Below are 25207 nucleotides of genomic sequence, written 5' to 3' on the forward strand. Positions count from 1 at the left end.
CTGCTATGAAAGTACCCTACTATCTCCCTTACGTTTAGTGAATTTTATGCCATCCAAATGTTCTAGTAAAATAAGTCCATATTTTCTATTAGTATTCATCATGTCTCTAAACTGTGCAATAGTAATGCTTCCATTATCATCAATATAATTTTTAACCTTATACTTTACCTCTTTATAATAGTCACTTAACAGGCAGCATTCTGTATTTATTTTAAAGAGTATTTCTTCATCAAGTAGTAGCTCAAATACCATAGTAAAAATCTTTTTATCCTTTGAATCCTCGAGTAATTCCTCATATTTTGGTGGTAAACAGTGTGCATCTTCAAATGCTTTTATTATTCTATCTCTTTCTGATTGTTGCTGCTTTGTAAGTACTATTTCATAACCATATTCACCTATAAACTTGCTTTTAAGATTAATTACTTTTTGTTGCTCAAGCCCAAATAGCAAATCATCATAGGTCTTCTGTTTTATATTTTTTCCGAATAGTTTTGTTTTAATTTCTTCCTTTGAGATTCCAATCTTAAGCGGGTTAATTTTATGATAATCCGATGTAAGCTTTAGAAGTGTGTCTACTTTTTTATTTAAATAGTTTATATGAATATAAACTGGAGAATCTCCACCGTTAAGCTTTATTATCTTTTGATTTAAAACTAAAACATTAAGATTTCCCTGAACATCTCCTTCATTTTTACCTAATGATTTTAATATATCAGAAATCCTTGGAAATTCTGAGCTTAGTTTTTCCACAGTTTTTTCAATAATGTCCTCAGAGTGCCCACTTTCTTTTATTTTAAGCTCTTCTATGTATTCCTCATGAAACCTCTTAGCCTTTGATGCTGAGGGTTCTATTATTGAGCCTCCACCAATTGTATACATTGGAGAAAAATTTCTAATTACAAATCTATCATTCCTTTGAGCTGTAAGAGGCTTTTCAAGCCTAAGCTGTACATACGCTCCCTCGCCTGGATTTATTTCCTCAAGGTCAAGTATTACTACTCTGCAAATAATTTCGCTTGTTCCATGGTACAATCTTACCCTTTGTCTATTTACAAGAGGTTTTGAAGTGCTCAATAAATAATAAAGCTTACAATCTACCATAAGAGATGGCTCCATTACGTTTTCTATTGAAATGACATTTCCTCTTTCAATATCTTTAGTTTTAACATTCGCAAGGTTTAAGGCACACCTTTGACCTGCCTCTGCGACTTTAACTGGATTATCATGCACTTGAATTCCTCTTATTTTGGACATTAATTTTGAAGGGTATATCATAACTGTTTGTCCTTCTTCAATTCTACCGCTAATAACAGTTCCAGTTACAATAGTTCCAAAGCCACTTACCGAAAATATCCTATCAACGGGAAGCCTAAAATGCCCTGTTATATCCTTTTCACGTACCTCCTCAGTCATCATGTCTATTTCACATGCAAGCCCTTCAATTCCTTGCCTAGTTTTAGATGATACGCAGTGGACTGGTGCATTCTCTAGGAAACTACCTTTAAATTGCTCCCTAACGTCTTCTTTCACCATTGAAAGCCATTCTTCTTCCACCATGTCAATTTTAGTAAGCACAATAATTCCTTTTTTTACATCAAGTAGTTGAAGTATTTCAAAATGCTCTCTTGTCTGAGGCATAACACCCTCATCGGCAGCAATTACCATTAAAACTATATCAATAGAACTTACACCCGCCAGCATATTTTTAATAAATTTCTCATGACCAGGAACATCTATTATTCCTGCTCTTCTTCCAGACGGGAGATCAAAACAGGCAAATCCTAAATTTATCGATATTCCTCTGTCTTTTTCTTCCTTTAAGGTATCAGTTTCTCTACCTGTAAGTGCTTTTACGAGTGATGTTTTACCATGGTCTATATGTCCCGCCGTACCAATTATAATATGTTTCATAGTTATCACCACCATAAATAAATTTTTACTTTAGTTTCATTTTTTTAAAAGCTTCCGATATTACTTCAAAATCATTATCATCAATGGTCCTTAAATCAAGTATGACCTCATCATTACTTACGCGTACTATAATTGGAACTTTATTTAGTCTAAGCCTTTTTTCAATTTTCTCTGAGGAAAAATCACTACTTTTAACTTTAATTACAAAGGTTGCTATCTTTGCCTCGGGCATTGAACCACCACCTACCATAGAAAAGTCTTCGCAAACTTTAAATGTAAAATTTTCTGAATTTGAATTAAGTTTTCTTTTAAGCTTCAATGCTCTTTTTTTTTGAAGCTCCTTAGAGCTTAATATCATATAAAGTGTAGGAATGTTTTCCACAGCTTCATTTTCATCAAAGTAATATTTAAGTGTGCCTTCAAGCGCCGCAAGAGTCATTTTATCAACTCTAAGTGCTCTAGTAAGTTGGTTTTTTTTCATCATATCTATGTATTTCTTTTTACCTACTATAATCCCTGCTTGAGGTCCTCCAAGCATCTTATCTCCACTAAAGGTAATAACATCTACCCCTTTTTTTACGCTTTCTTGAACTGTTGGTTCATAAGTAAAACCGTACTTTGAAAAATCAACAAGAGTTCCACTACCAATATCTTCAACTACTGGAATATGATTTTTAAGTCCTATTTCAACTAATTCCTCAGTAAGAACCTCAAGTGTATACCCAAGAATTTTAAAGTTTGAAGTATGTACTTTTAATAATACCCCCGTGTTTTCATTTATGTTACTCTCATAATCATAAGGGTGAGTTCTGTTAGTTGTCCCAACCTCTACTAGCTTTGCACCGCTAAACCTCATTACATCTGGAATTCTAAAAGAACCCCCAATTTCTACAAGCTGTCCTCTTGATACAATTGCTTCCTTATCGCTGCACAGTGTATTTAAAGCCAAAAGTACTGCTGCTGCATTATTATTAACAACCAATGCAGCTTCGGCCCCTGTGATTTTTGTAATGATATCTTCAATATGACTGTATCTGGATCCCCTTTTTCCATCAGCTACGTTATATTCAAGATTGCTGTAATTCTGGGTCGTATTTAATACACCTTCTACTGCATTTTTCGAAAGCCTCGACCTTCCCAAATTTGTATGAATAATTACTCCAGTGCAATTGATTATCTTTTTAAAACTTACAGAACTTTTTTCCTCTATATTTCTTTTAAATTGTTCAATAATATCTTGTGTTTCAAAGTTTTCTAAATCTCCAGATAAAATGTTTTTTCTAAATAGATCAATTGTTTCCCTAAGCGCATCAATAACTTTAACTCTCGAAGTGTTTAACGAAACCTCAATTACAAAAGCTTCATTTAAAAGCCCATCAATTTTGGGTAATTTTCGTAGCAGTAAATTTTTTTCCATTTTTATTCTCCATTCTGTTTTTACTCTACAATAATATATTTATCTCCATATGGAAGAACTTCACCAATAATTTCAGATTTTAATTCAAGTTTTGAAAGTTCTTCAATTAGTTTTTCTGCTTCCTTTTTAGTACATGAAACCAGTAGTCCTCCAGATGTCTGAGGGTCAAATATAATATCCTCCATCCAAGGTTCAACATTTCTAAGCTCGTATTCCCCTTTTATATAATCCCTATTTTTATAAGAACCTGCCGGTACTAAACCCATTTTAGCGTACTCTTTTGCCTCTTTGATATATAGTATTTTATCCTTCCAAAGCTTTAATTTAACTTTTGAGGCCTTAGCCATTTCAAAGCAGTGTCCCATAATTCCAAACCCAGTTATATCCGTACAGGCGTTTATTTCATGTGATGCTATTATTTCTCCCGCATATTTATTCAAAGTAGTCATAACCTTTACTGCTTGATTATATGCATTAACAGATGCCACGCCTCCTTTTATTGCAGTATTTACTATACCCGTGCCTAAAGGTTTTGTAAGTATCAGTACATCGCAAACCTTACATCCATAATTTTTCAGAATTTTATCCGGATGCACAAAACCAGTGACTGATAATCCATACTTGGGCTCATTATCATCAACTGAATGCCCTCCTATGACAATTGCTCCCGCTTCAATTACTTTATCTGCTCCACCTCTAAGTATTTCTCCAAGTATATCCATAGAAATACAGGTTGGAAAACAAACTATATTAAGTGCGAGCGTTGGTTTTCCTCCCATTGCATATATGTCGCTTAAAGAATTAGCTGCTGCAATTTGTCCAAAAGTATATGGATCATCCACTACAGGAGTGAAAAAGTCCAAAGTTTGTATCATTGCCATTTCATCATTTATCTTATAAACAGCTGCGTCGTCAGAAGTTTCAATTCCAACAATCAGATTTTTATCAACCATTTTAGGTAATTCGCTTAATATTTTAGAAAGAGCCTCCGGCCCTATTTTAGATGCTCAACCAGCCGATCTTGTCATTTCTGTAAGTTTTTTCATCAAAATGGACCCTCCTTTTTTGCTCTATATTTAAAATTTTTATTCATAAAGTATTATATAATACTTTACATAATAAAATAATTTGATTTAGTTACTAAATAATCTTTATCCATATAATCGTCTAATAAGAATATATTACCATGCTACTACGACTAGGTCAATGTTGAATCCTAGTCATAGTTCACTATGAATATACGATTTTATACGAATTAGAAATAGATACTACTTTTGTATTTATATAATTGAATATAACTATATAAACTAAAAACCTCACATTTTGTGAGGTTTCTAATATTTACTATACTATAACTACATTTCTGCAACCATTATACGTCGCTATCTCTCCTAATTCCTTCATGATTTCCTCCTTAGGAGTGTAACTGTTTATAGTTTCAGATCGTACACCCATTTGCCTATATTTTATAAGTTTATATCTTATATCTGGGTTTAACGACACAATAAATTTGCTAATTTTATCTACATTTTTGTGATTATCTAAAACTTCTGGTACAATAACCGTTCTAATTTCATAAATTTTATTTAACTTAGCTAAATATTTTACATTTTCTATAACAATAGTATTTCCCATACCCGTAAGTCTCTTATGTTCCTCATTATTATAGGATTTTATATCTACCATTGCCATATCCATTACATCCACTAGCTCCTTATGTTCCCATAAAGGCACCGAGCCATTGGTATCCACAAAACATGTTAAATTCATTTTTTTAACTTCTCTAAATAAATGCGTTAAAAACTCACTTTGCAGGGTACACTCACCACCTGAGACTGTAATTCCAGAGATAAAAACTTTATTCTTCTCTATCTCGCGTACGACTTGTTCTACAGTCATGCTTTGTGCTCTAGGGGAGCTATTCCTTTTGCAAAATTTTATACATTCATCACATTTACTACAGGCCGCTTTATCCCATACTACATTAGAATCCTTAAATTGCAATGCATTATTATGGCAAGCATCTACGCATTCCCCGCAACTATTACAAATATTTATAGTCTCTGGGTTGTGACAATAAGAGCAGTTAAAATTACACCCTTGCAAGAATATGGCAGTCCTATTTCCTGGTCCATCCACCGAGCTAAAGGGAATAATTCGGTTAACTAGTCCCTTAATCATTTTTTCTTACCTTTCTTTCCAGTACCTTTTGATTCAGAACTGTCCCAAGTCCTAATGCTACTGTATCCTGTAACACCTGCTGACCCCTTTGTAATTTTTCCATTTCTGATCTTTTAACAAGATATCCAGTAATTCTTATTACATCACAATCAGTAGAATATGCTGAAAAATATCTCATTTGCTTTTTAAAGGCACCTTTGATAATATCAAGCACATACTCCGGATTACTTTTAACTGTACTATCAAAATTAAATATATCGCCTATTCCTGAGGGAAAAAACTTATGGAATTTAGCCGCCTCTACTATATGCTGCGGAAGCTCTGGCTCATCTCCAATTGGAATCCTGCATCCTGGACTTATTCCCATATCAGACTCAATACCCACTTGAGCATGTAACAAATATCTACCTTTTGATATATTGCAGTGAGGATCATTATATTTATTAACCTCAGCTTCTAACTTTTCAATAATTCTATAGCCTAAAGTATTAGCTATTTCACCGTGACCAAACCTATTTTCTAATTTAGAAGAGTCAATAAAACAATTTACACATTCAGCAAGTCCAAACATCCCAAACATGCCTGTGAAGTTATCTTTACTTATTAATTCTTCTTTTACTAAGAAATTAGTCTCAAAGAAACCACTTTCCTCCACTAAAAATCTAATCCTTTCACGCATATACCCAGCCATTTTCTCTACTGCATCCGGCAATATAACATTTATAAATTCATCTTGGTTTTTTGCTTTTTTAGCAAGCCTCGCTAAATTTAATCTAGATAAAGTGTAACTTCCCCCACCTATAGTTAATCCATTATAGCAACTAACTATGCCGTAATTCCCATCAAACTCATTTGAAAACATTTCATGATTAGCAAAACTTGGTTTTGCAGTTATTAATGCAGTGTTAATTGCATCAATAGCAAAATCATCTGGAGTACTTGTACTATATTTTAAAGTTAGGTTAGGAATTGCATTTTGCAGTTCTCTTTCCGCTCTTAATATTAATCTTCCTGCCTTAGTATCTTCTGGCCCTATATTTGCATGGCAAAAAGAATCCGTTATGGTTCTGTCTATATGTGTTAAAAATAATTTTATAGCATGAAAAGCTTCTTCTTCATTTAAAATAAACGGTTCCAAGAGATAATCAATATTCCCTATATATACTGGGAATGAAGAAATTGATGGTACATGTCTGTATAATATTAATAAACTATTTGTAGCCTCCCAAATATCCTTTGGTGGCGTGAGTCCTAAAAATTCACTTCCATTTTTCATGAATTTCTGATAGTTAGGTACTATATACCTAGGTCTATAAGGTGCATGGCCTTCAAAAAGATCACATATTATTCCCTCATCTCGAAGCATCTGAGTATCTCTTCTAATATTTAGAACGTCTATACTGTCTTCCGCTGCTCTAGCAAGAGTTAATACCTTTTGCTCATAGGTTAGGGTCCCATTTTTAATAATTTCTAAAATGTTGTTCATTATAACACCACTCCATTTAAATTATTTTAACCACATTTTAAAATTGGTTGTTTAACATATAAGTATGTTAATTTGTTATATGCTGTTAATAATATTCTATATTGAATGTCTTTCTTTTGCAAAGGTTTTTTACATTAATCTATAGGAGTTATTTAATAATTATCATTATGGTTGAATGCAATAAAGTCAAGAAGATCTAACCACTTTGTGATTAAAAATCCTTGACTTTCAATATTATTCTCTTGTTGGCAACACAAGTCTTCAGTTTATTGTATTTTTTCCTATACTATTACTATTCTACAGAAATTGCATCAACAGGGCATTGTTCTTCTGCTTCCTTTGCACTACTTACGAGATTTTCTGCCACGTCATCTGGCGATGCCGCAGCTTTTCCGTCATCTTCCATTTGAAAGATTTCTGGACATACCCCTGGGCATAATCCACATCCAATGCATGTATCCTTATCAACGTGAGCCTTCATTAATAACACCCCTTTAATATGTTTTTTTATTTGTTAACTATATATGAAGCTTTATTCAACTTTTTCAAAGTCTGATTTTGGAACCCCACATAATGGACAAACCCAATCTTCTGGTATATCATCAAACTTAGTACCTTTTTCTATTCCACCATCTGAATCTCCTTCTTCTGGATCATAAATGTATCCGCACACTAAACAAACATATTTATCCATAAAAACATCTCCTTTAAATTTACTTAATATTATAAACTACTTTATAGTCTCCCCTATATGTATTCAAATTACATTTAGCAGCGGCCCTTGTTTAAATTATAATTATAAAATTAATGTTTTTTATCCGAGTATTTGCTTTAAATCATCTTCTGGATTGCTTATAGGTTTAATATCAAAAGTATCAACTAAAAATTGTAATACGTTAGGGCTTAAGAAAGCTGGAAGCGTTGGTCCAAGGTAAATCCCTTTTACTCCAAGTGAAAGTAATGCCAATAGGTCAGCAACAGCTTTTTGCTCATACCAACTTAAAACAATTGCCAGTGGTAGATCATTAATGCTGCATTTAAATGCATCAGCTAGTGCTGAGGCTATTTTAACAGCAGAATATGCATCGTTACATTGACCTACATCTAATAATCTTGGAAGTCCTGCTACCTCACCAAACTCTAACTTATTAAAACGATATTTCCCACAAGCTAAAGTAAGAATAATACACTCCTTAGGCACCTGCTGTGCAAATTCAGTGTAATAGTTTCTTCCTGGTCTTGCACCATCACATCCTCCAATTAAGAAGAAGTGTCTAATCTTGCCTTCTTTAACTGCATTCACTATTGTTTCAGCATGACTTAAAGTTGCTTTATGACCAAATCCTACTAGAATTTCTTTAACTTCTTCATCTTTTTCAAATCCACCGAGTTCTAGTGCTTTCTTAATCATTTCAGAGAAGTCCTTATATCCATTCTCATCATTAGATATATGTTTTAGACCATCCCAACCAACAACACTTGTTGAGTATATTCTATCTTTATAAGAATCTCTTGGTTTCATTAAGCAATTTGTTGTCATTAAAATACAACCAGGTATACCATCAAATTCTTTTTGTTGATCTTGCCATGCTCCTCCAAAATTACCTACTAAATGTTTGTATTTATTGAGCTTTGGATATCCATGGGATGGTAACATTTCACCATGTGTATAAATATTTATTCCCTTGCCTTCTGTTTGCTCAAGTAACATTTCAAGATCCCTTAAATCATGACCAGAAACTACAATGAATGGACCCTTTTTAATGTTTACATTAACCTTTGTAGGTGTTGGAGAATTGTATTTCTCATTATTGGCTTTATCTAATACCTCCATAACCTTAACACTCATATCTCCAGTTTTAACTAAATACTTGATAAGATCTTGTAGATTTAAACTATCATCAGTCATTACTGCTAAACCTATAAAATAAAAATCATCTACTTCATCGCTATTATATTTAATACATCTAGCTTGGTGTGCATAAGCTGCAATTCCTTTTAATCCATATTTTATAGTTTCGCGAACTGAGCGGATATCAGCATCTAAGTCTTCATTATACATAACGCCAGCTTTTTTAGCATCTTCAAGTATCTGCTGCTTAGTATCACTTAAATTATATAAAGCTTCCTCAGAATTCACTTCTTCCCCTGTTGCTTTTTTCCTGGCATCTTCTTTTATTACTTGAGATCTTTTAAGCATATCCATATGAGATTCAGGATCAAAATTTACATTAGTTAATGTCATAAACAATGAATTTTCAATAAATGAAACCCATGACTTATCAATTTTTTCGCCTTTGGCTAAAAGTTTAGTAGCGTAACAGCTTATGCCTTTTAACTGATAAATTAGCAAATCCTGTAGTGCTGCAATTTCTGGTGTTTTTCCACAGACTCCTACTTTGGTACACCCTTTTCCACCGAAAGTTTGCTCGCATTGAAAACAAAACATTTTCCCTTGCATATGTAACCCTCCTAATTTTTAAAACGTCTATATAATATTTTGCACATTCCAGGTGTAATTATACAAAATAATAACGAGAATACTTATATATGTTTAGATTTTGCTTTTATTTAAACTAGTAACATATGTTACCGACAACATGATTATATATCAGTATAATAATCACATAGAACAGGCACAGACAGTGCTTACAAAAGAGAAAAATGGAGGTTTATTATATGGCTATGTTTTGTTATCAATGTCAAGAAGCAGCTAATTGCAAAGGTTGTACGGTAAAGGGAGTTTGTGGTAAGACTGAAAGTCTCGCAAAGGCTCAGGACTTGCTAATTTATATAACTAAAGGAATATCTATATACGGTGTTAAGGCTAGAGAGAATGGCATCGTTAATAAAGAAGTAGATAATTTCATAATGGAAAGTTTGTTTGCAACTATAACTAATGCAAATTTTGATAGAAATGTATTTATTAAAAGAATAAGAGAAGGTTTAAGATTAAGGGAAGAAGTAAAAGGTCAGCTTCTTAAAGCTGGAATTAAGTTAAGTGATAAAGGCGAAAATGCTAGTTGGCTTACAAGGATATTTAATACGTTTGGATTTGGCAAAGAGGAGGAATTAAACTTACCCGATGCAGCAATTTGGTTTTCTAATGACTTAAAAGCATTTGATGAAAAAGCAGGAAAAGTTGGAGTACTCTCAACAGAGAATGAGGATATAAGATCTTTAAGAGAATTATTAATTTATGGACTTAAGGGAATGGCTGCATATGCTAAGCATGCGAATATCCTTGGATATGACGATGATGGGCTTCATTCATTTACTCAAAAGGGATTAGCTTCTACTTTGGATGATACTTTAGGAGTGAATGAACTTGTAGCTCTAGTACTTGAATGTGGTAAGTATGGTGTTGATGCAATGGCTTTACTTGATAAGGCGAACACCTCTAGTTATGGAAATCCTGAAATAACAAAAGTTAATATAGGAGTTAAACATAATCCAGCTATATTAATTAGTGGTCATGATTTAAAAGATATGGAAGAGTTATTAAAACAAACTGAAGGCACGGGAGTAGATATATATACTCATAGTGAAATGCTTCCAGCTAACTATTACCCTGCATTTAAAAAGTACAAGCACTTGGTAGGTAATTATGGAAATGCGTGGTGGAAACAGAACCAGGAATTTGAAAGCTTCAATGGACCGATACTTATGACTACAAACTGTATTGTAACTCCAAAAGCATCTTATAAAGATAGAATATACACTACAGGAGTAACAGGTTTTGAAGGCGTTAAGCATATAGCAGATGGAATAAATGGAAAATCAAAAGATTTTTCTCAAATAATTAAACAGGCTAAAAAATGTGCGGCACCTAAAGAAATTGAAAAAGGTGAAATAGTAGGAGGCTTTGCTCATAATCAAGTGATAGCTCTTGCGGACAAAATTGTGGATGCTGTTAAATCTGGAGCAATAAAGAGATTCTTTGTAATGGCAGGCTGCGATGGACGAATTAAAAGCCGAGATTACTACACAGAATTTGCTGAGAAGCTACCAAAGGATGCAGTTATACTTACAGCCGGTTGCGCAAAATATAAATATAACAAGTTAAATTTAGGTGATATTGGTGGAATTCCAAGAGTATTGGATGCAGGACAATGTAATGATTCATACTCATTAGTAGTAATTGCACTTAAACTAAAAGAAGTATTTGGATTAGATGATATAAATGAACTTCCTATTTCTTATAATATTGCATGGTACGAGCAAAAGGCAGTTATAGTATTACTTGCATTATTACATTTAGGAGTTAAAAATATTCATTTAGGACCAACCCTTCCAGCCTTCCTATCACCAAACGTCGTAAAGGTATTGGTTGACAGCTTTGGTATTGGTGGAATAAGTAATGTAGATGATGATATAAAAATGTTTATGGAAGCATAACACTTAGAATTACCTTTGTTCTAATATAAGCAATTAAAAAAAGGCCTATAAATAATTTTGTGTAAACAGAATAAAAAGTACTCTTTCTTGGCAATAATTGAGATAATTTAATTCTCAAAGATTGTAAGGAGGAGTATTTTTATGTCAACTATTTCGAAAGAACGAAACGGACAACTCTGTTGCTACCTTACTAAGATTTTTTCTCTAAACATTTTTCCGGATCAATCTTTATTAAATTCCAATTCCCCTTTTCATCTTTTTTATATTGTGCTATTTCTATATCAGTATCATTAGTTAATTGAAAAAACATAAACTTATAATCATTACCATCAGTACCTTTGAAATATATATTCTTTACATATCCTTCTTGTTTTGTTGGATATCTTTCCTTTACTAATGAACACCAATTTCCATATTTAATATCCACTACAAATTCAGCATTATGACTCCAACCATGATAAGGTGCACATAAAAAATCCTCTCCGAAAAGTTGAACATCAGAAATTTTATACAAATTACCTTCTTTAGATATTTCAATAAAACCATAATAATAAGCAAAGTTAGAGATATTATCTTCTGTACCTTTAATAGTTTCAATCTCAACAAAGTATTTCATTGTATTTAAATCATTATTTAATTCAGGAACTTTTTTTAGTTTTATTAGATTTATATGAAGTATATTTTCAAAAAATTTAAGGTACTCATTATAATTTAACTTATCTCGATATTTAGAGGATAAAAAATTATATGCCACTGGATAAGGTATTTGTGCATTACCCAGCGTTCCACAGCCTGCTCCCTTCCCTTCTATTGGCCTCGCCGCTTGCCTTAAAACGCTGAAATAATTAATTATTGTATCTTCTGGAGTTTTAAGCAAATTACTGGGTAATGTAATTTCAGAGGGCTTTTTATTGTAGAAGTTGTTAAAAAATCTAAAATCAGAAAACCTATCATTAATAGAAGGTAGTTTTGATGGTCTAAAATATTTTTCTATGTCTTTCCCTTCGCTATTACTAAACTGTTTATAAAACCGTCCTCCCATTTTTATCTTCATAGAATTTCTATTTTTATGATATGAAATAAAAACAACAAATATTAGTAATAAAGCTGCTAATAATCCAATAATAATTTTAAAAACTTTATTCTTATTTAATTTTATAAGCTTCATCTATTCCCTACCTTTTTAATATAATTAGTTAAAATATTATATTAAATAAAGTTTTATAATAGACTTCACTAAATGTAACTTCGTCTCATTATTCTAAATTAATTTCTACAATAAGTCCGCGGATAAATAATATTTCTAATAGACCTCTTATATATCATTCTATTTTTAGAGTTCTATTTATCATTCCTTTATTTAGTCTTTTAATAGCTTAGAAAGTAAACCTATTATTTCATCTACTTTTTCATCTCCCCTATTATTTAGAAAGGCATCTTTTACACAATGATTGAGATGTTGTTTTAAAATCAATAAATTAGCTTTTTTCAATAAAGACTGAGACGCAACTATCTGGTTAGATATATCCATACAGTACCTTTCCTCTTCAATCATTTTAATTATGCCTTCTATTTGTCCTTTTGAAGTTTTTAAAGCCAGTATAGCTTTTTTCTTTTCTTCATTCATATTTTATCCCTCCCACATGGAGTTTAATTGTAAATTAATATTGAATTTATGTCAATATTAATAACAAAAGATCAAAACTTCGCAACTAAATTCCAGTTCTCTAAAACTATGTCACGGCTCCTATTCATTAGTGATGTCTAAAAAGACTCTATTATTACATCCATGATTCCCCCACATACCATCCCTTCATCTTCAGCGATGGCGCCTGACATATCTATGCTTTTAATTTGATATCCACCATTTCCGAGTAAGTTACGGGCGTCATTAATTATCGTGCCTTCGCTACACCCTCCGCCGATACTCCCTAAAATCTTACCATAGGGCCATACAAGCATTTTAGCCCCTGCATTTCTTGGAACTGAACCTTTCGTGGAAATAATTGTAATGATTGCCTTTGGAGAATTTTCTTCTTTGCACAATTCCATTAATACTTCATGGTCAAATTCTGGCCAATTAGTTTTCGTATGCCTATTAATAACATTGGTTATATCACCGAGTCGTCTATAACTGATGACCTGAGATATAATAGAAAACGCTATCTCTTCTGGTGTAACTGCTCCTATCTCAAGACCTATAGGGGCATTGACTTTGTTTAACTCCTCTTGAGGATATCCTTCACTTAGCATTTGCTCCATGACGCTTTTAACTCGCCGTTTTGAACCAATCATCCCAACATATGCAGTATTATGTTTTAAAACTTGTCTTAGACAATCCATATCATGCCTATGACCTCTAGTTACAATAACAACGTAAGCAGATTTATTTAAACTAATTAAGTCGAAACAGTTCTCGAAACTCTCACAAATTACTTTTTTAGCAGTAGGAAATCGTTCACTATTAGCAAATGAGGGTCTGTCATCGATAACTGTAACTGAAAAACCTGCTTTTGAACCAAACTCAGCTAAGGGCTTAGCTATATGTCCACCACCTAAAACTATTAAGCGTGGTTCTGGAAAATATGGTTCAATTAAATAAGCTTCACTTTCACTAACTTTTACAAACTGAATAATTCCAGTTTCTATTGCATATTTTGCCTTTTGGTAAATTAATTCATCTAAATCAGATACGCGATTATGGGCATTCAGATTTTCCTCTGTAAAAAGTGTTTTGTTCTGATATGGTTTATTTTCACAATTTTTGTTATCCAACATTGTAATCATAACAGCATTCTTTCCTAAGCCCACTTCATCCAGTAAGTTTTTATAGGTATCTACATTCATGATTTTATTCCTCCAAGCTTACTTATCATTTAAAAATCACCTTTGATAAATTATTTATGTCTATAAACGAGCGAATTAACCAACAAATTATTACTTTATTATAACAATATATCCTGAAATTTCAATAACATTGCTGAATATATTTTAACATAAAGAAGAGAACCCTATTTAACCTCTCTATTCTGTCTATCTACTGGATAACAATCAATATTGCTCCAATTAGCAAAATTGATTATATTATAACAGATTCAAATTTAACTAAAAGCCTTTCGAATAACTTCAATAAATTTAACGCAAAAATAATTATAGCTGAAGATTAAGCTCTTCAGCTATTTTTGTAACGTAAGTACTAATGCTTCTACACTATTCCCAACCATATCATATTTACAATCATTGTATAGTACCCCCTATTCTTAGATACAATGACCGTCTTTATAGCTACAGATGGTTACTGGTTACCTGTAGTTCCAGTTGATCCTGTAGAACCAGTATGCTTTGCATCAGGTACGTTTTCACTTGCTTTGGGAACTGCAGTTTCTACAATGGGAACTGATGTATTATTAGAAGGCTCTTTGGTGGAAAACTTCCCTAAAACTCCAATAATCATAACTAAAATAATTGATTCAATAATTACCATTGCCTTTTTATTCTTACTGGTCTTCTTATTTAACATTCTTCATTTTCAATATTTTGTACATGTGGAGCCAATTCATATAGCTTAAGATCAGATTCACGGCAAGTGCTATCCATCCCACACCTTAAGGAATGGGATGGATAGCACGAAATTGTAATTAACAATTTCTGTTTGCTTATTGACTTAACTTCATATAATTCACTTCTTTAAAGCTATTTATAACTAAATCCGCCATGGAAATATCTTGGCTTCCTGCAGCATCACTATTGATTCCTACACACTTCATACCTGCTTTTTTAGCCGCACGAACCCCATTATGAGAATCCTCAATAACTATACAATTTTCCGGGCTTACCCCAAGCTTCTCTGAAGCAAAAAGAAATATATCTGGTTCAGGCTTACTTCTCTGTACATAGTCACCGGTAACAAAAACTTCAAAGTATTCTTCTATTTGAAATTTCTTTGCAATAGCCTCAATTACATTTAGTGGAGATGATGAGGCAATGGCTAGCTTTATTCCATTCTCATGAAAGTCTTTTATTAGCTCTTTCACCCCATCAATAAGAGTTATCTCGCATTCATCTGAATTAAGGTATTTAAAATATGTACTTCTATCATATTCAATTAACTCATCAAGTGTTTGATTAAGCTTATATTTATTTTTTAGAGCTTCCCACATATAATGAGAGGTCGCTCCTACAAAAGAGTGATGCTCATCTCCTGTAACCTCTATGCCTAATTTTTTATAAGTCTCATTTTCCAGCTTCATATGTGTTGGTTCACTATCAATAATTACTCCATCCATATCAAATATAACTGCTTTTAGCATAAAATCACCATCCTATCTATTTTTCCTAGTCTTTTTTTATCCAAACTTATCATCTCCTTATAACTATAGCATTCGAAATAATAAATATTTCATACTACCAAAATAAATCATTCACACTTTTATTTCTACCATTTTTATAGAATTTATTCAGTATCCCCAGTTCCTAATAGCTGTTTTTTAAGGTCATCAAAATCATAAGTTCTCTGGTCATAATCGCAGAATCCTCCATTTTCATATTGTGACTTAAGCTGCAATTAAAGTTTTCCTCCTTTTCTAGCTCCTACAACATTATTAACCATTTTCTATCATCATCTTTATAGTATACAATCCTTGTTTTCTCAAGATTCAGCTGCAATCCTGAAAATGCCCCCCCTTAGAATAGCCAATAAAAAAAGATAACTCCTGTTCACAATACAGAAATCATCCTCTTAATCTAGCGCAAACTTTCTTGAATTGACCTTAACAAAGTACCGATTATTATTTCATAATCTTTTGATTATCATCCTTGTGTGGTGAATTTTTATTTTCTATAGTATTAATCATGTCTTTAATTGCATTTACTACGTACTGAGGTTGGTCTATATATATATAGTGTCCAGAATTTGGAACTGGTATTCTTTTAGAATAATTAGAGCAGCTAAGCCAATCTTCTTGTTCTGCGTTTACAACTGCTTGATATATGGGTCCCATACCTTCATCAACTGCTGATAAACAAGTTAATGGTATATTTCTAAGTACATCTCCTGCTTGGTACACCTGCTGCTCACTTTGTAATGCTTCATCTATTGTGCCATCCGCTTTTAACCATTCTCTTCGTTAATTCTGGTTTATTCTTATTTCTTTACCCAAACATGGGTGATTTCCCCAAATACAAATTTGCGATAATGGTTTGCTTCTTTGTAAGCTTCGTTTATATAGTCTTTAGTTTCTTGTGTGTAAAAATCATTGGGATTGGGGGTAGTAAGTTGCGTTAATTTACATTCAATAATTAGTCTGGCTTCTTTGAAAGACATATCTCCGGAAGGAGTTTGAACACTTGTCAATTCAACTTCTTTCATTTTCTCACTATCTCTTCCTGATTTACTTCCCAAAAAGAGCATTTGTTCCTTATATTCATTCGGGAAGTAAGATAGCGTATATGTTTGCTCTTTTTGAATTATTTCAAGCGTATAACGGTCTGATCGAAGAATACACCAAGTGGTGGGTTTTTTGAAAAGAATCCCCAAACCGCCTCCACTGCCTATCATGGAATTATAATAATCTTCCTTGCCCGCAGTAATAACCGTAAAATCTTTTCCTACCAACGGACCTACCAACGTAAGTACATTGTCGCATATTTCTTCCGTAGAAATTTGTTTAAATAATTGATCAAAATTCATCTCTTTGACATTTACATCATTTGTTTTTTCTTTCATTTTTTCTCCTTTTATGTCTGGTCTATTTATAGTATTATTGTATATACTATATAACGGTTTGTCCTGTAGATTGTATATTGATTGATTTAAATTTACACATTTAAAATTCTCACCTCTTGAAAAAGAGTAGTTATGTTTCCTTGGCAACATAACTACTCTATCACTTTATTGTTTCCTTGTCAATAATAACGGGGGCTGTATCATACACTGATGTTTCAGCGTTTTGATACAGCCCCCGTTAGGCTACTTTTTATACAACCCCATTATTCAAAATCATTTCGATTTGTTATATCTACACCTTGCTTCTTTATTTCTGCATCCAAATGCCTACTATACTTTTCCACGAAGCTAAGCATGATATCAAATTGTTCCTCGGTTACCTGCTCAAATACGGCTTTATCCCGCTCTTGAAACTCTTTGTGCAGTTCCTCATGGACTTTGTTAATTACTTTCCCTTGCTCAGTAAGCCTAAAATAGATTTCTTTCTTGTTATCCGGTTTCTGGTAGCTTTCGATAATGCCTTTTTTTATGAGCTTCTTAGTCATTTTACTTATGGCACCCCTAGTCATATAAAAGGACTCCGCAAGTTTTGTCACGTTGGAATCTACATTTCTTCCAATGTATTCAATGCAATGTACTTCAGAGGACTTATAACCCTTAAGACTGTCTTTCATCTTAAACTTATTAAGCGAAACCATCTTGTTTAATAAGTCCCTGAAACCCATTATGACCTGTTCTTCTTTGTTCATGGCCTGTCCTCCCACCCGTTGGTGTATTAGCAATATTATATCAAACTTTTGTTTCTATTTCAACAATGTTAAAGCAATTATCTAAGAATTGAGCTACATCTGAAAAAATATAGACAAAGACGTATAAGCATTCGGTAAGCATATACCATTCATCGTTCGTGTTATTTCTATGAGATTAGCAGGAGTAAGGCGAATTGCTTGCTAAGTCCAAGACACCCTTGGAAGAAAGCTAAGAAAATCACAGTAAATATAAGTACAACGTATGGAAGCATACTTAAACCCGCTAACGTATTTGTAAGAATAGACATTGCAAGCATAGTTAAGGTAGTTCCAGAAAGTCCTATTAATAATAAGGGTCTACGACCAAATAATCTAATAATCCATTCCCACTATACTAAAAACTATTGATTACGTTAGTTAGGTACTCTTTACTTTCCTTTAATGCCTTATCACACATTTCTGAATGGTTATATAACTCTACACTTACATAATCTTCATAGTTATATTTCTTTAGGATTTCAAACACCTTCTGAAAGTTTATATCTCCTTCTCCAGGTATTTCATGATAGTGTACAAGTAAATTTTTATATTAAATGAAACATCTCAAAAAATTGAGAGTGATTGGAATAATGCACTACTTATTATTTTCAGAATAAAATTTTAAAGCTTCTCCGATAAATTTAGATGCACCACTGCCATATTTCTTGTCCATTACTTTTATATACGTAGGATTTGATAAATAAAGTTCTGCTGTATAACCCCAATGATTTTCTCCCTCATCTACTTTTAAAGCTTCATTTATTTTTCGGTTCTCATTTGCTATTTCAGAAACAATTTGTTGAATCTCTTTTGAAGTAGGGTCTTTACTTAAGTCAGATCCAAGTTTTTTATATAGTGTTTCTATTTTAGGCTCATAATCTCCCAAATAAACCTTTAAAGCTTTTCCGATAAATTTAGATGCACCCTCTCCATATTTTTTATCCATTGATTCTATCCACGACATGCCACTTCCATCATAGTTTTTTTCTAAGCCCTTAGGAAATTCCAACCAAAATTTTACTATAGTGTACCAATAATAATCTCCAAGCTCATTTTTAAAAACTTCATAATCTCTTTTAGCTATACTCGTTATTTCACCAGCAATATGTTGAATTTTATCTGAAGAAGGATCTTTACTTAAGTCGGCTGTAAGTTTTTTATATAGCTCTTTTAATTTAGGATGTCTATCATAAAGACAATCTTTTTTAAAATTATCAATTTGTTCTGCTTTAGTCATTGCATCACTATTAAAATTTTTCTTCATAGCTTTAACATATTTTTCAATACTTCCGTATTCCTTTATAGCCATTTTAGCAATTTCAGCTTCCTTAGATTTACATGTTTCAATAAATTCATTATATTTATCCATACTACCATAAGATTTAATTATAATATTTTTGTGTTCAGTTTTAAACTCTTCTAGTACATTATAATATTCACTCATATCAAATTCTTTAAAACTCATTGTGGTTTCTCCTTTTAATGTTTTATTTACAAGCTCTATTAAATCATTCAATCTGTTGCGTTTTAAAATAAGCAATTTTTCATGACTTTTTAGTGCTTGCATTTTATCAAAGTGAGCACTAGCCATGATTTCTTTAACTTCTTTTAGTGGTATATCAAGTTCCTTAAAAAATAAAATCTGTTGCAAGGTTTCAAGAGCTTCATCGTCATAAAGTCTGTAACCTGAGTCTGTGAAATTACTTGGTTTTAACAATCCGATTTTATCGTAGTAATGTAGCATGCGCACACTTATTCCTGTCAAATCCGAAACTTGTTTTATTGTTTTCATTGCTGCACCTCCAACTTTGATTTTAGAGCTATCAATACTGTCTAACACTCGCCGGCTATGAGTTTTTGTCAATATAATTAAACTCTATTTTTATATTACACTATGGCATAATGTTAGGGTCAACACTTTTTTATAATTATTTTTAAGAGTATCGAGCATCTAATTTAGTTATTATTATATAAAAAAGCTATGAATTTAGAAGTTTTCTACATTCATAGCTTACTATTTTACTTATTGCTCTGTATTGCGATTTAATAATTCTTCAAATCATTACATTTAATAATATTTTTCACAACTTCAATGTCTATAATATTTTTATATAAATGCTCTAAACAATTTTTCCATTCATACCTATCTTTAACCGCAATACCTATAAGTAAAACTAATTGTACTTGTTCTTTACTCCAAGTAATTCCCTTCTTTAATACAGCAACAGCAATAAAAGATTCATTTAATCCATCTTTATAATATCTCTGATATAAACATAATCAAATTTACACCTTTCCCATAAATCAGTATATTAAGGTAATAAAAAAAGAACCTTCCAAACATTTGTTTTGTTTGCTCTGGTTCAAGTTTTCTTTTCTTAAATATAAAGATAAGTCATCTTCTATATAAAACAATTTCACAAAATTAAATGACGTTCTTGCTTCGCGTCATCTCATTAATATGTTTGCAAAAAAACTTTTAAATTATTAAATTCAGTAATATAACTTTTTCTAATTCTCTCAACTATATTTCTAGCTATTGTTTCATCATACATATGTGATGTTCTATTCCTATCCAACATCATTTCGATCCAAATTTCCCCATCAACGATTATCTTATGCTTATATGCTATCTTAATAGTACTCCGTGGAGATATTGCCTCGTCTATTATACCCTGTTCTTCTAAATACGACTTCATAACTTTCCAACTTTGCTCAAATGTAAATTCAAATCTTTGAATAATTCCATCAATTATTATATCATCTGTAATATCCTTTTTTAATGCTTCGTCCAATCTAGCTAAGGCATTTACAAAATCGCTTACTTTTTCACCTAATCTCTTTCCCATTGTATATAACAACTCCTTCCTTTAATATATTCTTTATTAATTCTTCTTTATTTAACTCATTAAATGATAATATATCAAAACTTAAAGGCGTATTTATTTCGCTTATATCCATATTAATCTTGGCTAATGTCAAGTGCATCATTCCTGCTCCAACTATACAAATATCTATATCTGAATTATATTTATTATCGCCCCTCGCTCTCGATCCAAATAATATTACTTTTTCAATTTCTTTATACTTTTCAAAAATTTCTTTCAATTTAACAACCAATTTTTCATCAATCATTCTATTATTACCTTTCTAGATATATTTCTTGAATTTTACGCATTTTTTAGATACTAGTTTTCACCATATTTATTATTTTAGCACATATAAAATTATTTAAAACTAAAATATTGAAAAACACTTAAAAATAATAAACTATAAAAAGCTTTTAGGTGAATATATAAATGCTTTAATAACTTTTACACTATTGACTACATTCATTATTTGGTACTGGGCATAAATCACGTTAATTGAATTTTCTATCCATAATAAATTTTTAATTGCATAAATTAATAGCAAAAGGCATTTCTTTTGTTCCATCAAGATTCGACCAACTACCAATGTACTCCCCGTTTGAAAAAATCTTCCCTTTAAATACGCCTGTAATATTTTCATTATTATCCAACTCATTCATGGTAACATTATTGTCCATATCATAAACGCCTTTAAGTATAATATCCGTTTTATACCTATCATAATAATATGTTCCTGAAACCTCATTGCTGTTAAAAAAAAGTTTCATATGAACATTTAGATTCCTATTTATCGTCCCACTCATGGATAACTCTTTTTGATCTAAATTATCTAAATCAAATTCTTTTAATTCCCCATTGCTGTTATTATTCAACTTATTTGCTAAGCTTACCTTTAACTCTATATTATCTTCTGCAATATTGCTATTAATTGTACTCTTCAATTTTTTAGCATCAGCACTCTTACTATCCAATTTTAAAAGTTCATTTATATATTTCTCAGCATTATCATATTCCTTGCTACTTATAGCCTTATTTGCCAATGTTACATTTAACTTTATAAATTGTTTTTTACATTCTTCTATGTTTTCTTGTGCATTAGAATAAAATTCAACATTTCCTTTTGTTATTTTATTGAAATTTTCTATACTAATTAAGTAATCTTTATCATTCATTAATTTTCTACCAAATTGATAGTGTGTCTTATCTATTAGTTTTTTACTATCTTTATATTTCAATATTTGCTGCAACTGCGACAATGCTTTGTCAAATTCATTGCTTTTTAATAGCTCTGTTCCATATCTGTAATGTGTTTCCTTAATTTCTTCATCAGCATTTTTATAATGTAGTAAATCTCCAAATATTAGCAATGCTTCATTATACTTTCCACCGTTTAATAACTTTATTGCATTTCCATATTGTTGGTTTTTTATTACCATTGGTTTTATATACCTAATAGATGCAAAAATAATAAAAAATAATAATATTGTCAATAGAGAACTAACTTTAGCTGTTTGAAGCATTTTGCATTTTTTCTTTTGTACTATATCTTTTTGAATTTTAATTTGTTCTTCTCTTTCTTCCTCATCTCTTTGTTTTTCCTTTTTCACTTTTAACCTTATTTTTTCTTGGTAAATTTGATAATCATTATAGGACTTTTCTAAATACACTTTATTGATAATATCAAACTGCCATGTTTTATCTCGTCCACATCTGCAACACGCTAAGTTAGAGATATTATTTAATCTTCCGCAGCAACATAACCAACCTAAACCTTCTAAAGTTTCTGGAATGAACTCAATGCTGAAAGAATTTCCTTCTAATTTAATTCTTTTTAATTCGCCAATTAACATGTCCCCTAAAACATTTATCCTAGTTCTTTCGGTTATTTTATTTGATTGGCATTCTTTATTTATTTTCTTAATATCTCCATTTTTATAAAGAACTTTTTGAACATGTATGTTAACTTTTCTTACATTTTTATTTATAAGTGGTACAGCCACATTTTCACCAAAAGTATTATTGGGTTTTACGTCCAAGTCTTGATAAGAATGCATAACGATATTATTGTTTTCATTCATTTTATCTCCAGCATCATCAAAACATTCAACTGAAATATATACTGATGAAATATTTTCATTTGATATATTACATATTTTTAACTGAAGAACAACATTATCGTAAGCAACATCATAAAGTAAAGAACCGTTAATTATTTCTATTGGCCAATCTTTAAACCAATAATTAAGATCTATATACCTGATATTTGTATATCTATTTCCAGCCATTATTGTCCCCCCCGATTTATTACAGTGGTGGTAGAGTATTATTTAAATTATCGTTTTTAGGTCCACTATTTTCGTTTAAACCCTCTAAAAGATTGATGATTCTCTCGCTTTGCTTTATATTGCTGATTTTATCCAAATATCCAATCATAATGAAGCTAACTCCAAGGATAGCAAACATTGTTGCTAAGACAAAAAAAGAAGTTGACCTAGTTCCATTAATAATATAATTGTATGCATCTCCTCCAACATAAGAATTTTTGGTTAAAGATGACACATCACTAGAGTAATAGTTTGTAAGTTTATCATATCCTAAATAAATCATAACTGATGACACAATGAACATAACTGCAGATAATAAATTCCACTTTTCTTGTTTACTTTTATTCATTTCTAATACTTCCCTTCACTCAAAACATATTATTAGGTCCTTCGAATCATATTTAAATATATAAAATACATTATACTGACTATCTTAATACTATTTATAAGTAAGTCTCAATATGCCATATATTACACCATACTGTATGATTTTTTCAATTTTTTTCATTGGTTATACCCTCCCGATATTATCTTATTATTACACAACAAATACAAATTTGTAGGATATATAAAGATGTATATATTAGCAACAATAATATTGGTTTTATCCCTGTAAAACAGTAAAGTATAATGATATAATGAATTATCTGAAAATTATAAATTACGAAAGGAATGGTTTTTTATGAACCCAAAATTAGAAAAAAAGTACGGGCTAATTACTGCAATAGCAATGGTTGTTGGCATCGTAATCGGCAGTGGCGTTTTTTTCAAGGCAGAAAAAGTATTAACTGCAACTGGGGGAAGTCTTCCACTAGGTATTTTGGCTTGGGTTATTGGCGGTATTATTATGATTTCTTGTGCCTATACTTTTGCTGTAATGGCAACTAAATACGAGAAAGTAAATGGTATAGTAGATTATGCAGAAGCTGCTATGGGTGAGAAATATGGATATTATGTTGGCTGGTTTATGGCACTAATTTACTATCCAACATTGACATCAGTTTTAGCATGGGTTTCAGCTAGATATACCTGCGTATTATTTGGATTTTCAATTACAGGTGGAGAGTGTATGACTATCGCATGTCTATATTTGATAGGTAGCTATGCAATAAACGCATTATCACCAGTTTTAGCTGGTAAATTTCAAGTTAGTACAACTATTATAAAACTCATCCCACTGATTTTAATGGGTATAATTGGGACAATCGTAGGTATTAATAGTGGTATGACTATGTTTAATTTTACAACAGTAGTAAAAGAAGTAAATACTACGAATGCATTATTTACAGCAGTTGTTGCTACAGCCTTTGCATATGAGGGTTGGATTATTGCTACAAGTATCAATGCTGAATTAAAAGATGCAAAGAGAAATCTTCCACTCGCTCTTATCGGAGGAACTTTTCTAATTATGGCTGTTTATATTCTTTACTATATAGGACTAGCTGGAGCTGTAACAAACGAAGTTATGATGAAAGGCGGAGAAGCTGGAGCTAAATTGGCATTTCAAAAAACATTCTCCCCTACATTTGGTTCTCTAATATTTGTATTTGTTATTATCTCTTGCCTCGGAACTTTAAATGGATTAATGCTCGGATGTACTCGTGGTATTTATTCATTAGCAGCAAGGGGCTTTGGACCAAAACCAAAAATATTTAAACAAATAGATAGTGAGACTAATATGCCAACAAATTCATCTATACTGGGACTACTTCTTTGTGCTATATGGTTATTATACTTCTATGGCGCTAACTTAACAAAACCTTGGTTTGGATTCTTTTGTTTTGATTCATCAGAATTACCTATAGTTACTATTTATGCATTATATATTCCTATTTTTATTATGATAATGAAAAAAGAAAAAGATTTAAGCTCATTTAAAAGATTCGTAATGCCTATTATTTCATTAGCAGGATGCATATTCATGATAATTGCTGCTTGCTTTTCTCATAAAATGGCAGTTGTTGCATATCTAATTATCTTTATAATTATAATGGCTATTGGTTCTATGTTTTCAAACAAAACATCCTTTAATTAGAAGCTAATATCTAATTAAAGGATGTTTCTAATGAAGATAAGCTTCTAATCACGGTTATTTATATATGTATTA

The 25207-nt window shown here is 31.5% G+C and carries 25 protein-coding genes and 1 pseudogene; 2 read left to right on the forward strand and 24 right to left on the reverse strand.

The window, feature by feature from the left end:
* Positions 1 to 3: 3 nt before the first annotated feature.
* The 8 genes from selB to hcp (ACWJJ7_RS06715) all read right to left on the reverse strand — a co-directional run bounded on the left by selB (position 4) and on the right by hcp (ACWJJ7_RS06715) (position 9456).
* Positions 4 to 1911, reverse strand: a complete 1908-nt coding sequence (selB, locus tag ACWJJ7_RS06680) for a selenocysteine-specific translation elongation factor (protein ID WP_462964472.1) — start codon at positions 1909 to 1911, stop codon at positions 4 to 6.
* Between the two features lie 25 nt (positions 1912 to 1936).
* Positions 1937 to 3328, reverse strand: a complete 1392-nt coding sequence (selA, locus tag ACWJJ7_RS06685; RefSeq protein WP_462964473.1) for an L-seryl-tRNA(Sec) selenium transferase — start codon at positions 3326 to 3328, stop codon at positions 1937 to 1939.
* Positions 3329 to 3348: 20 nt separating this feature from the next.
* A complete protein-coding gene (selD, locus tag ACWJJ7_RS06690; RefSeq protein ID WP_462964953.1) occupies positions 3349 to 4374 on the reverse strand; it encodes a selenide, water dikinase SelD in 1026 nt (341 codons plus the stop codon).
* 298 nt (positions 4375 to 4672) lie between these two features.
* Positions 4673 to 5509: a YjjW family glycine radical enzyme activase gene (locus tag ACWJJ7_RS06695; protein WP_462964474.1), complete on the reverse strand. Its 837-nt coding sequence runs from the start codon at positions 5507 to 5509 to the stop codon at positions 4673 to 4675.
* Entirely contained in the window at positions 5502 to 6995 is a 1494-nt protein-coding gene (locus ACWJJ7_RS06700) for a YjjI family glycine radical enzyme (protein WP_462964475.1), read from the reverse strand. The genes ACWJJ7_RS06695 and ACWJJ7_RS06700 overlap by 8 nt, the downstream gene beginning before the upstream one ends.
* A gap of 292 nt (positions 6996 to 7287) precedes the next feature.
* Positions 7288 to 7476 carry a ferredoxin gene (locus tag ACWJJ7_RS06705; RefSeq protein WP_462964476.1) on the reverse strand — a complete coding sequence of 63 codons (189 nt, stop codon included), beginning with the start codon at positions 7474 to 7476 and terminating at the stop codon, positions 7288 to 7290.
* 51 nt (positions 7477 to 7527) lie between these two features.
* Positions 7528 to 7689, reverse strand: a complete 162-nt coding sequence (gene rd / locus ACWJJ7_RS06710; protein WP_462964477.1) for a rubredoxin — start codon at positions 7687 to 7689, stop codon at positions 7528 to 7530.
* Positions 7690 to 7809: 120 nt separating this feature from the next.
* Positions 7810 to 9456: a hydroxylamine reductase gene (gene hcp / locus ACWJJ7_RS06715; RefSeq protein ID WP_462964478.1), complete on the reverse strand. Its 1647-nt coding sequence runs from the start codon at positions 9454 to 9456 to the stop codon at positions 7810 to 7812.
* Positions 9457 to 9674: 218 nt separating this feature from the next.
* Between hcp (ACWJJ7_RS06715) and hcp (ACWJJ7_RS06720) the strand changes: the two genes are divergently transcribed.
* Positions 9675 to 11393 carry a hydroxylamine reductase gene (gene hcp, locus ACWJJ7_RS06720; RefSeq protein ID WP_462964479.1) on the forward strand — a complete coding sequence of 573 codons (1719 nt, stop codon included), beginning with the start codon at positions 9675 to 9677 and terminating at the stop codon, positions 11391 to 11393.
* Positions 11394 to 11583: 190 nt separating this feature from the next.
* Here the strand turns inward: hcp (ACWJJ7_RS06720) and ACWJJ7_RS06725 are convergent, their stop codons facing one another.
* The 16 genes and pseudogenes from ACWJJ7_RS06725 to ACWJJ7_RS06800 form a co-directional block, all read right to left on the reverse strand.
* Complete coding sequence (locus ACWJJ7_RS06725) at positions 11584 to 12561, reverse strand: hypothetical protein (RefSeq protein WP_462964480.1); 978 nt, start codon at positions 12559 to 12561, stop codon at positions 11584 to 11586.
* 192 nt (positions 12562 to 12753) lie between these two features.
* On the reverse strand, positions 12754 to 13020 hold the full coding sequence (locus ACWJJ7_RS06730) for a metal-sensing transcriptional repressor (protein WP_462964481.1): 267 nt from the start codon (positions 13018 to 13020) through the stop codon (positions 12754 to 12756).
* A gap of 137 nt (positions 13021 to 13157) precedes the next feature.
* Positions 13158 to 14240, reverse strand: a complete 1083-nt coding sequence (locus ACWJJ7_RS06735) for an XdhC family protein (protein WP_462964482.1) — start codon at positions 14238 to 14240, stop codon at positions 13158 to 13160.
* Positions 14241 to 14688: 448 nt separating this feature from the next.
* Positions 14689 to 14913: a hypothetical protein gene (locus ACWJJ7_RS06740; protein WP_462964483.1), complete on the reverse strand. Its 225-nt coding sequence runs from the start codon at positions 14911 to 14913 to the stop codon at positions 14689 to 14691.
* A 136-nt stretch (positions 14914 to 15049) separates the two neighbouring features.
* Positions 15050 to 15703, reverse strand: a complete 654-nt coding sequence (locus ACWJJ7_RS06745) for an HAD family hydrolase (RefSeq protein ID WP_462964484.1) — start codon at positions 15701 to 15703, stop codon at positions 15050 to 15052.
* A 477-nt stretch (positions 15704 to 16180) separates the two neighbouring features.
* The gene (locus ACWJJ7_RS06750; protein ID WP_462964485.1) at positions 16181 to 16459 is read right to left on the reverse strand and encodes a hypothetical protein; all 279 of its coding nucleotides are present in this window, start codon (positions 16457 to 16459) and stop codon (positions 16181 to 16183) included.
* Between the two features lie 77 nt (positions 16460 to 16536).
* On the reverse strand, positions 16537 to 17118 hold the full coding sequence (locus tag ACWJJ7_RS06755) for a flavin reductase (protein ID WP_462964486.1): 582 nt from the start codon (positions 17116 to 17118) through the stop codon (positions 16537 to 16539).
* Between the two features lie 263 nt (positions 17119 to 17381).
* Positions 17382 to 17867 carry a MarR family transcriptional regulator gene (locus ACWJJ7_RS06760; RefSeq protein ID WP_462964487.1) on the reverse strand — a complete coding sequence of 162 codons (486 nt, stop codon included), beginning with the start codon at positions 17865 to 17867 and terminating at the stop codon, positions 17382 to 17384.
* Positions 17868 to 18034: 167 nt separating this feature from the next.
* A complete protein-coding gene (locus tag ACWJJ7_RS06765) occupies positions 18035 to 18247 on the reverse strand; it encodes an MFS transporter (RefSeq protein WP_462964954.1) in 213 nt (70 codons plus the stop codon).
* 14 nt (positions 18248 to 18261) lie between these two features.
* Positions 18262 to 18393, reverse strand: coding sequence for a hypothetical protein (locus ACWJJ7_RS06770; RefSeq protein WP_462964488.1), 132 nt, complete (start codon positions 18391 to 18393; stop codon positions 18262 to 18264).
* A gap of 108 nt (positions 18394 to 18501) precedes the next feature.
* On the reverse strand, positions 18502 to 19698 hold the full coding sequence (locus ACWJJ7_RS06775) for a MerR family transcriptional regulator (RefSeq protein ID WP_462964489.1): 1197 nt from the start codon (positions 19696 to 19698) through the stop codon (positions 18502 to 18504).
* A gap of 251 nt (positions 19699 to 19949) precedes the next feature.
* Positions 19950 to 20144 (reverse strand): annotated as a pseudogene (locus tag ACWJJ7_RS06780) (hypothetical protein); the annotation flags it as partial.
* Positions 20145 to 20362: 218 nt separating this feature from the next.
* Complete coding sequence (locus ACWJJ7_RS06785; RefSeq protein WP_462964490.1) at positions 20363 to 20755, reverse strand: nucleotidyltransferase substrate binding protein; 393 nt, start codon at positions 20753 to 20755, stop codon at positions 20363 to 20365.
* Complete coding sequence (locus ACWJJ7_RS06790) at positions 20736 to 21041, reverse strand: nucleotidyltransferase domain-containing protein (RefSeq protein ID WP_462964491.1); 306 nt, start codon at positions 21039 to 21041, stop codon at positions 20736 to 20738. Before ACWJJ7_RS06790 ends, ACWJJ7_RS06785 begins: the two co-directional genes overlap by 20 nt.
* Before the next feature lie 256 nt (positions 21042 to 21297).
* Complete coding sequence (locus ACWJJ7_RS06795) at positions 21298 to 23061, reverse strand: tetratricopeptide repeat protein (RefSeq protein WP_462964492.1); 1764 nt, start codon at positions 23059 to 23061, stop codon at positions 21298 to 21300.
* 19 nt (positions 23062 to 23080) lie between these two features.
* Positions 23081 to 23449, reverse strand: coding sequence for a hypothetical protein (locus ACWJJ7_RS06800; RefSeq protein WP_165413236.1), 369 nt, complete (start codon positions 23447 to 23449; stop codon positions 23081 to 23083).
* Positions 23450 to 23782: 333 nt separating this feature from the next.
* On the opposite strand from ACWJJ7_RS06800, the gene ACWJJ7_RS06805 reads away from it, so the two are divergent.
* Complete coding sequence (locus ACWJJ7_RS06805; protein WP_462964493.1) at positions 23783 to 25135, forward strand: APC family permease; 1353 nt, start codon at positions 23783 to 23785, stop codon at positions 25133 to 25135.
* Positions 25136 to 25207 lie beyond the last annotated feature (72 nt).

The sequence above is a fragment of the Clostridium sp. CM042 genome (assembly GCF_055080995.1).

Bases quoted from the DNA above. Each gene is read 5' to 3' on its own strand.
- ACWJJ7_RS06695 (WP_462964474.1), bottom strand. From the start codon at position 5,509: ATGATTAAGGGACTAGTTAACCGAATTATTCCCTTTAGCTCGGTGGAT.
- ACWJJ7_RS06785 (WP_462964490.1), bottom strand. From the start codon at position 20,755: ATGGGAAAGAGATTAGGTGAAAAAGTAAGCGATTTTGTAAATGCCTTA.
- ACWJJ7_RS06760 (WP_462964487.1), bottom strand. From the start codon at position 17,867: ATGAACAAAGAAGAACAGGTCATAATGGGTTTCAGGGACTTATTAAAC.
- ACWJJ7_RS06755 (WP_462964486.1), bottom strand. From the start codon at position 17,118: ATGAAAGAAAAAACAAATGATGTAAATGTCAAAGAGATGAATTTTGAT.
- selA (WP_462964473.1), bottom strand. From the start codon at position 3,328: ATGGAAAAAAATTTACTGCTACGAAAATTACCCAAAATTGATGGGCTT.
- ACWJJ7_RS06745 (WP_462964484.1), bottom strand. From the start codon at position 15,703: ATGCTAAAAGCAGTTATATTTGATATGGATGGAGTAATTATTGATAGT.
- ACWJJ7_RS06700 (WP_462964475.1), bottom strand. From the start codon at position 6,995: ATGAACAACATTTTAGAAATTATTAAAAATGGGACCCTAACCTATGAG.
- hcp (WP_462964479.1), top strand. From the start codon at position 9,675: ATGGCTATGTTTTGTTATCAATGTCAAGAAGCAGCTAATTGCAAAGGT.
- rd (WP_462964477.1), bottom strand. From the start codon at position 7,689: ATGGATAAATATGTTTGTTTAGTGTGCGGATACATTTATGATCCAGAA.
- ACWJJ7_RS06805 (WP_462964493.1), top strand. From the start codon at position 23,783: ATGAACCCAAAATTAGAAAAAAAGTACGGGCTAATTACTGCAATAGCA.
- ACWJJ7_RS06725 (WP_462964480.1), bottom strand. From the start codon at position 12,561: ATGAAGCTTATAAAATTAAATAAGAATAAAGTTTTTAAAATTATTATT.
- ACWJJ7_RS06730 (WP_462964481.1), bottom strand. From the start codon at position 13,020: ATGAATGAAGAAAAGAAAAAAGCTATACTGGCTTTAAAAACTTCAAAA.
- ACWJJ7_RS06795 (WP_462964492.1), bottom strand. From the start codon at position 23,061: ATGGCTGGAAATAGATATACAAATATCAGGTATATAGATCTTAATTAT.
- ACWJJ7_RS06705 (WP_462964476.1), bottom strand. From the start codon at position 7,476: ATGAAGGCTCACGTTGATAAGGATACATGCATTGGATGTGGATTATGC.
- ACWJJ7_RS06775 (WP_462964489.1), bottom strand. From the start codon at position 19,698: ATGAAAACAATAAAACAAGTTTCGGATTTGACAGGAATAAGTGTGCGC.
- ACWJJ7_RS06800 (WP_165413236.1), bottom strand. From the start codon at position 23,449: ATGAATAAAAGTAAACAAGAAAAGTGGAATTTATTATCTGCAGTTATG.
- ACWJJ7_RS06735 (WP_462964482.1), bottom strand. From the start codon at position 14,240: ATGAATGTAGATACCTATAAAAACTTACTGGATGAAGTGGGCTTAGGA.
- ACWJJ7_RS06740 (WP_462964483.1), bottom strand. From the start codon at position 14,913: ATGTTAAATAAGAAGACCAGTAAGAATAAAAAGGCAATGGTAATTATT.
- selB (WP_462964472.1), bottom strand. From the start codon at position 1,911: ATGAAACATATTATAATTGGTACGGCGGGACATATAGACCATGGTAAA.
- ACWJJ7_RS06790 (WP_462964491.1), bottom strand. From the start codon at position 21,041: ATGATTGATGAAAAATTGGTTGTTAAATTGAAAGAAATTTTTGAAAAG.
- hcp (WP_462964478.1), bottom strand. From the start codon at position 9,456: ATGCAAGGGAAAATGTTTTGTTTTCAATGCGAGCAAACTTTCGGTGGA.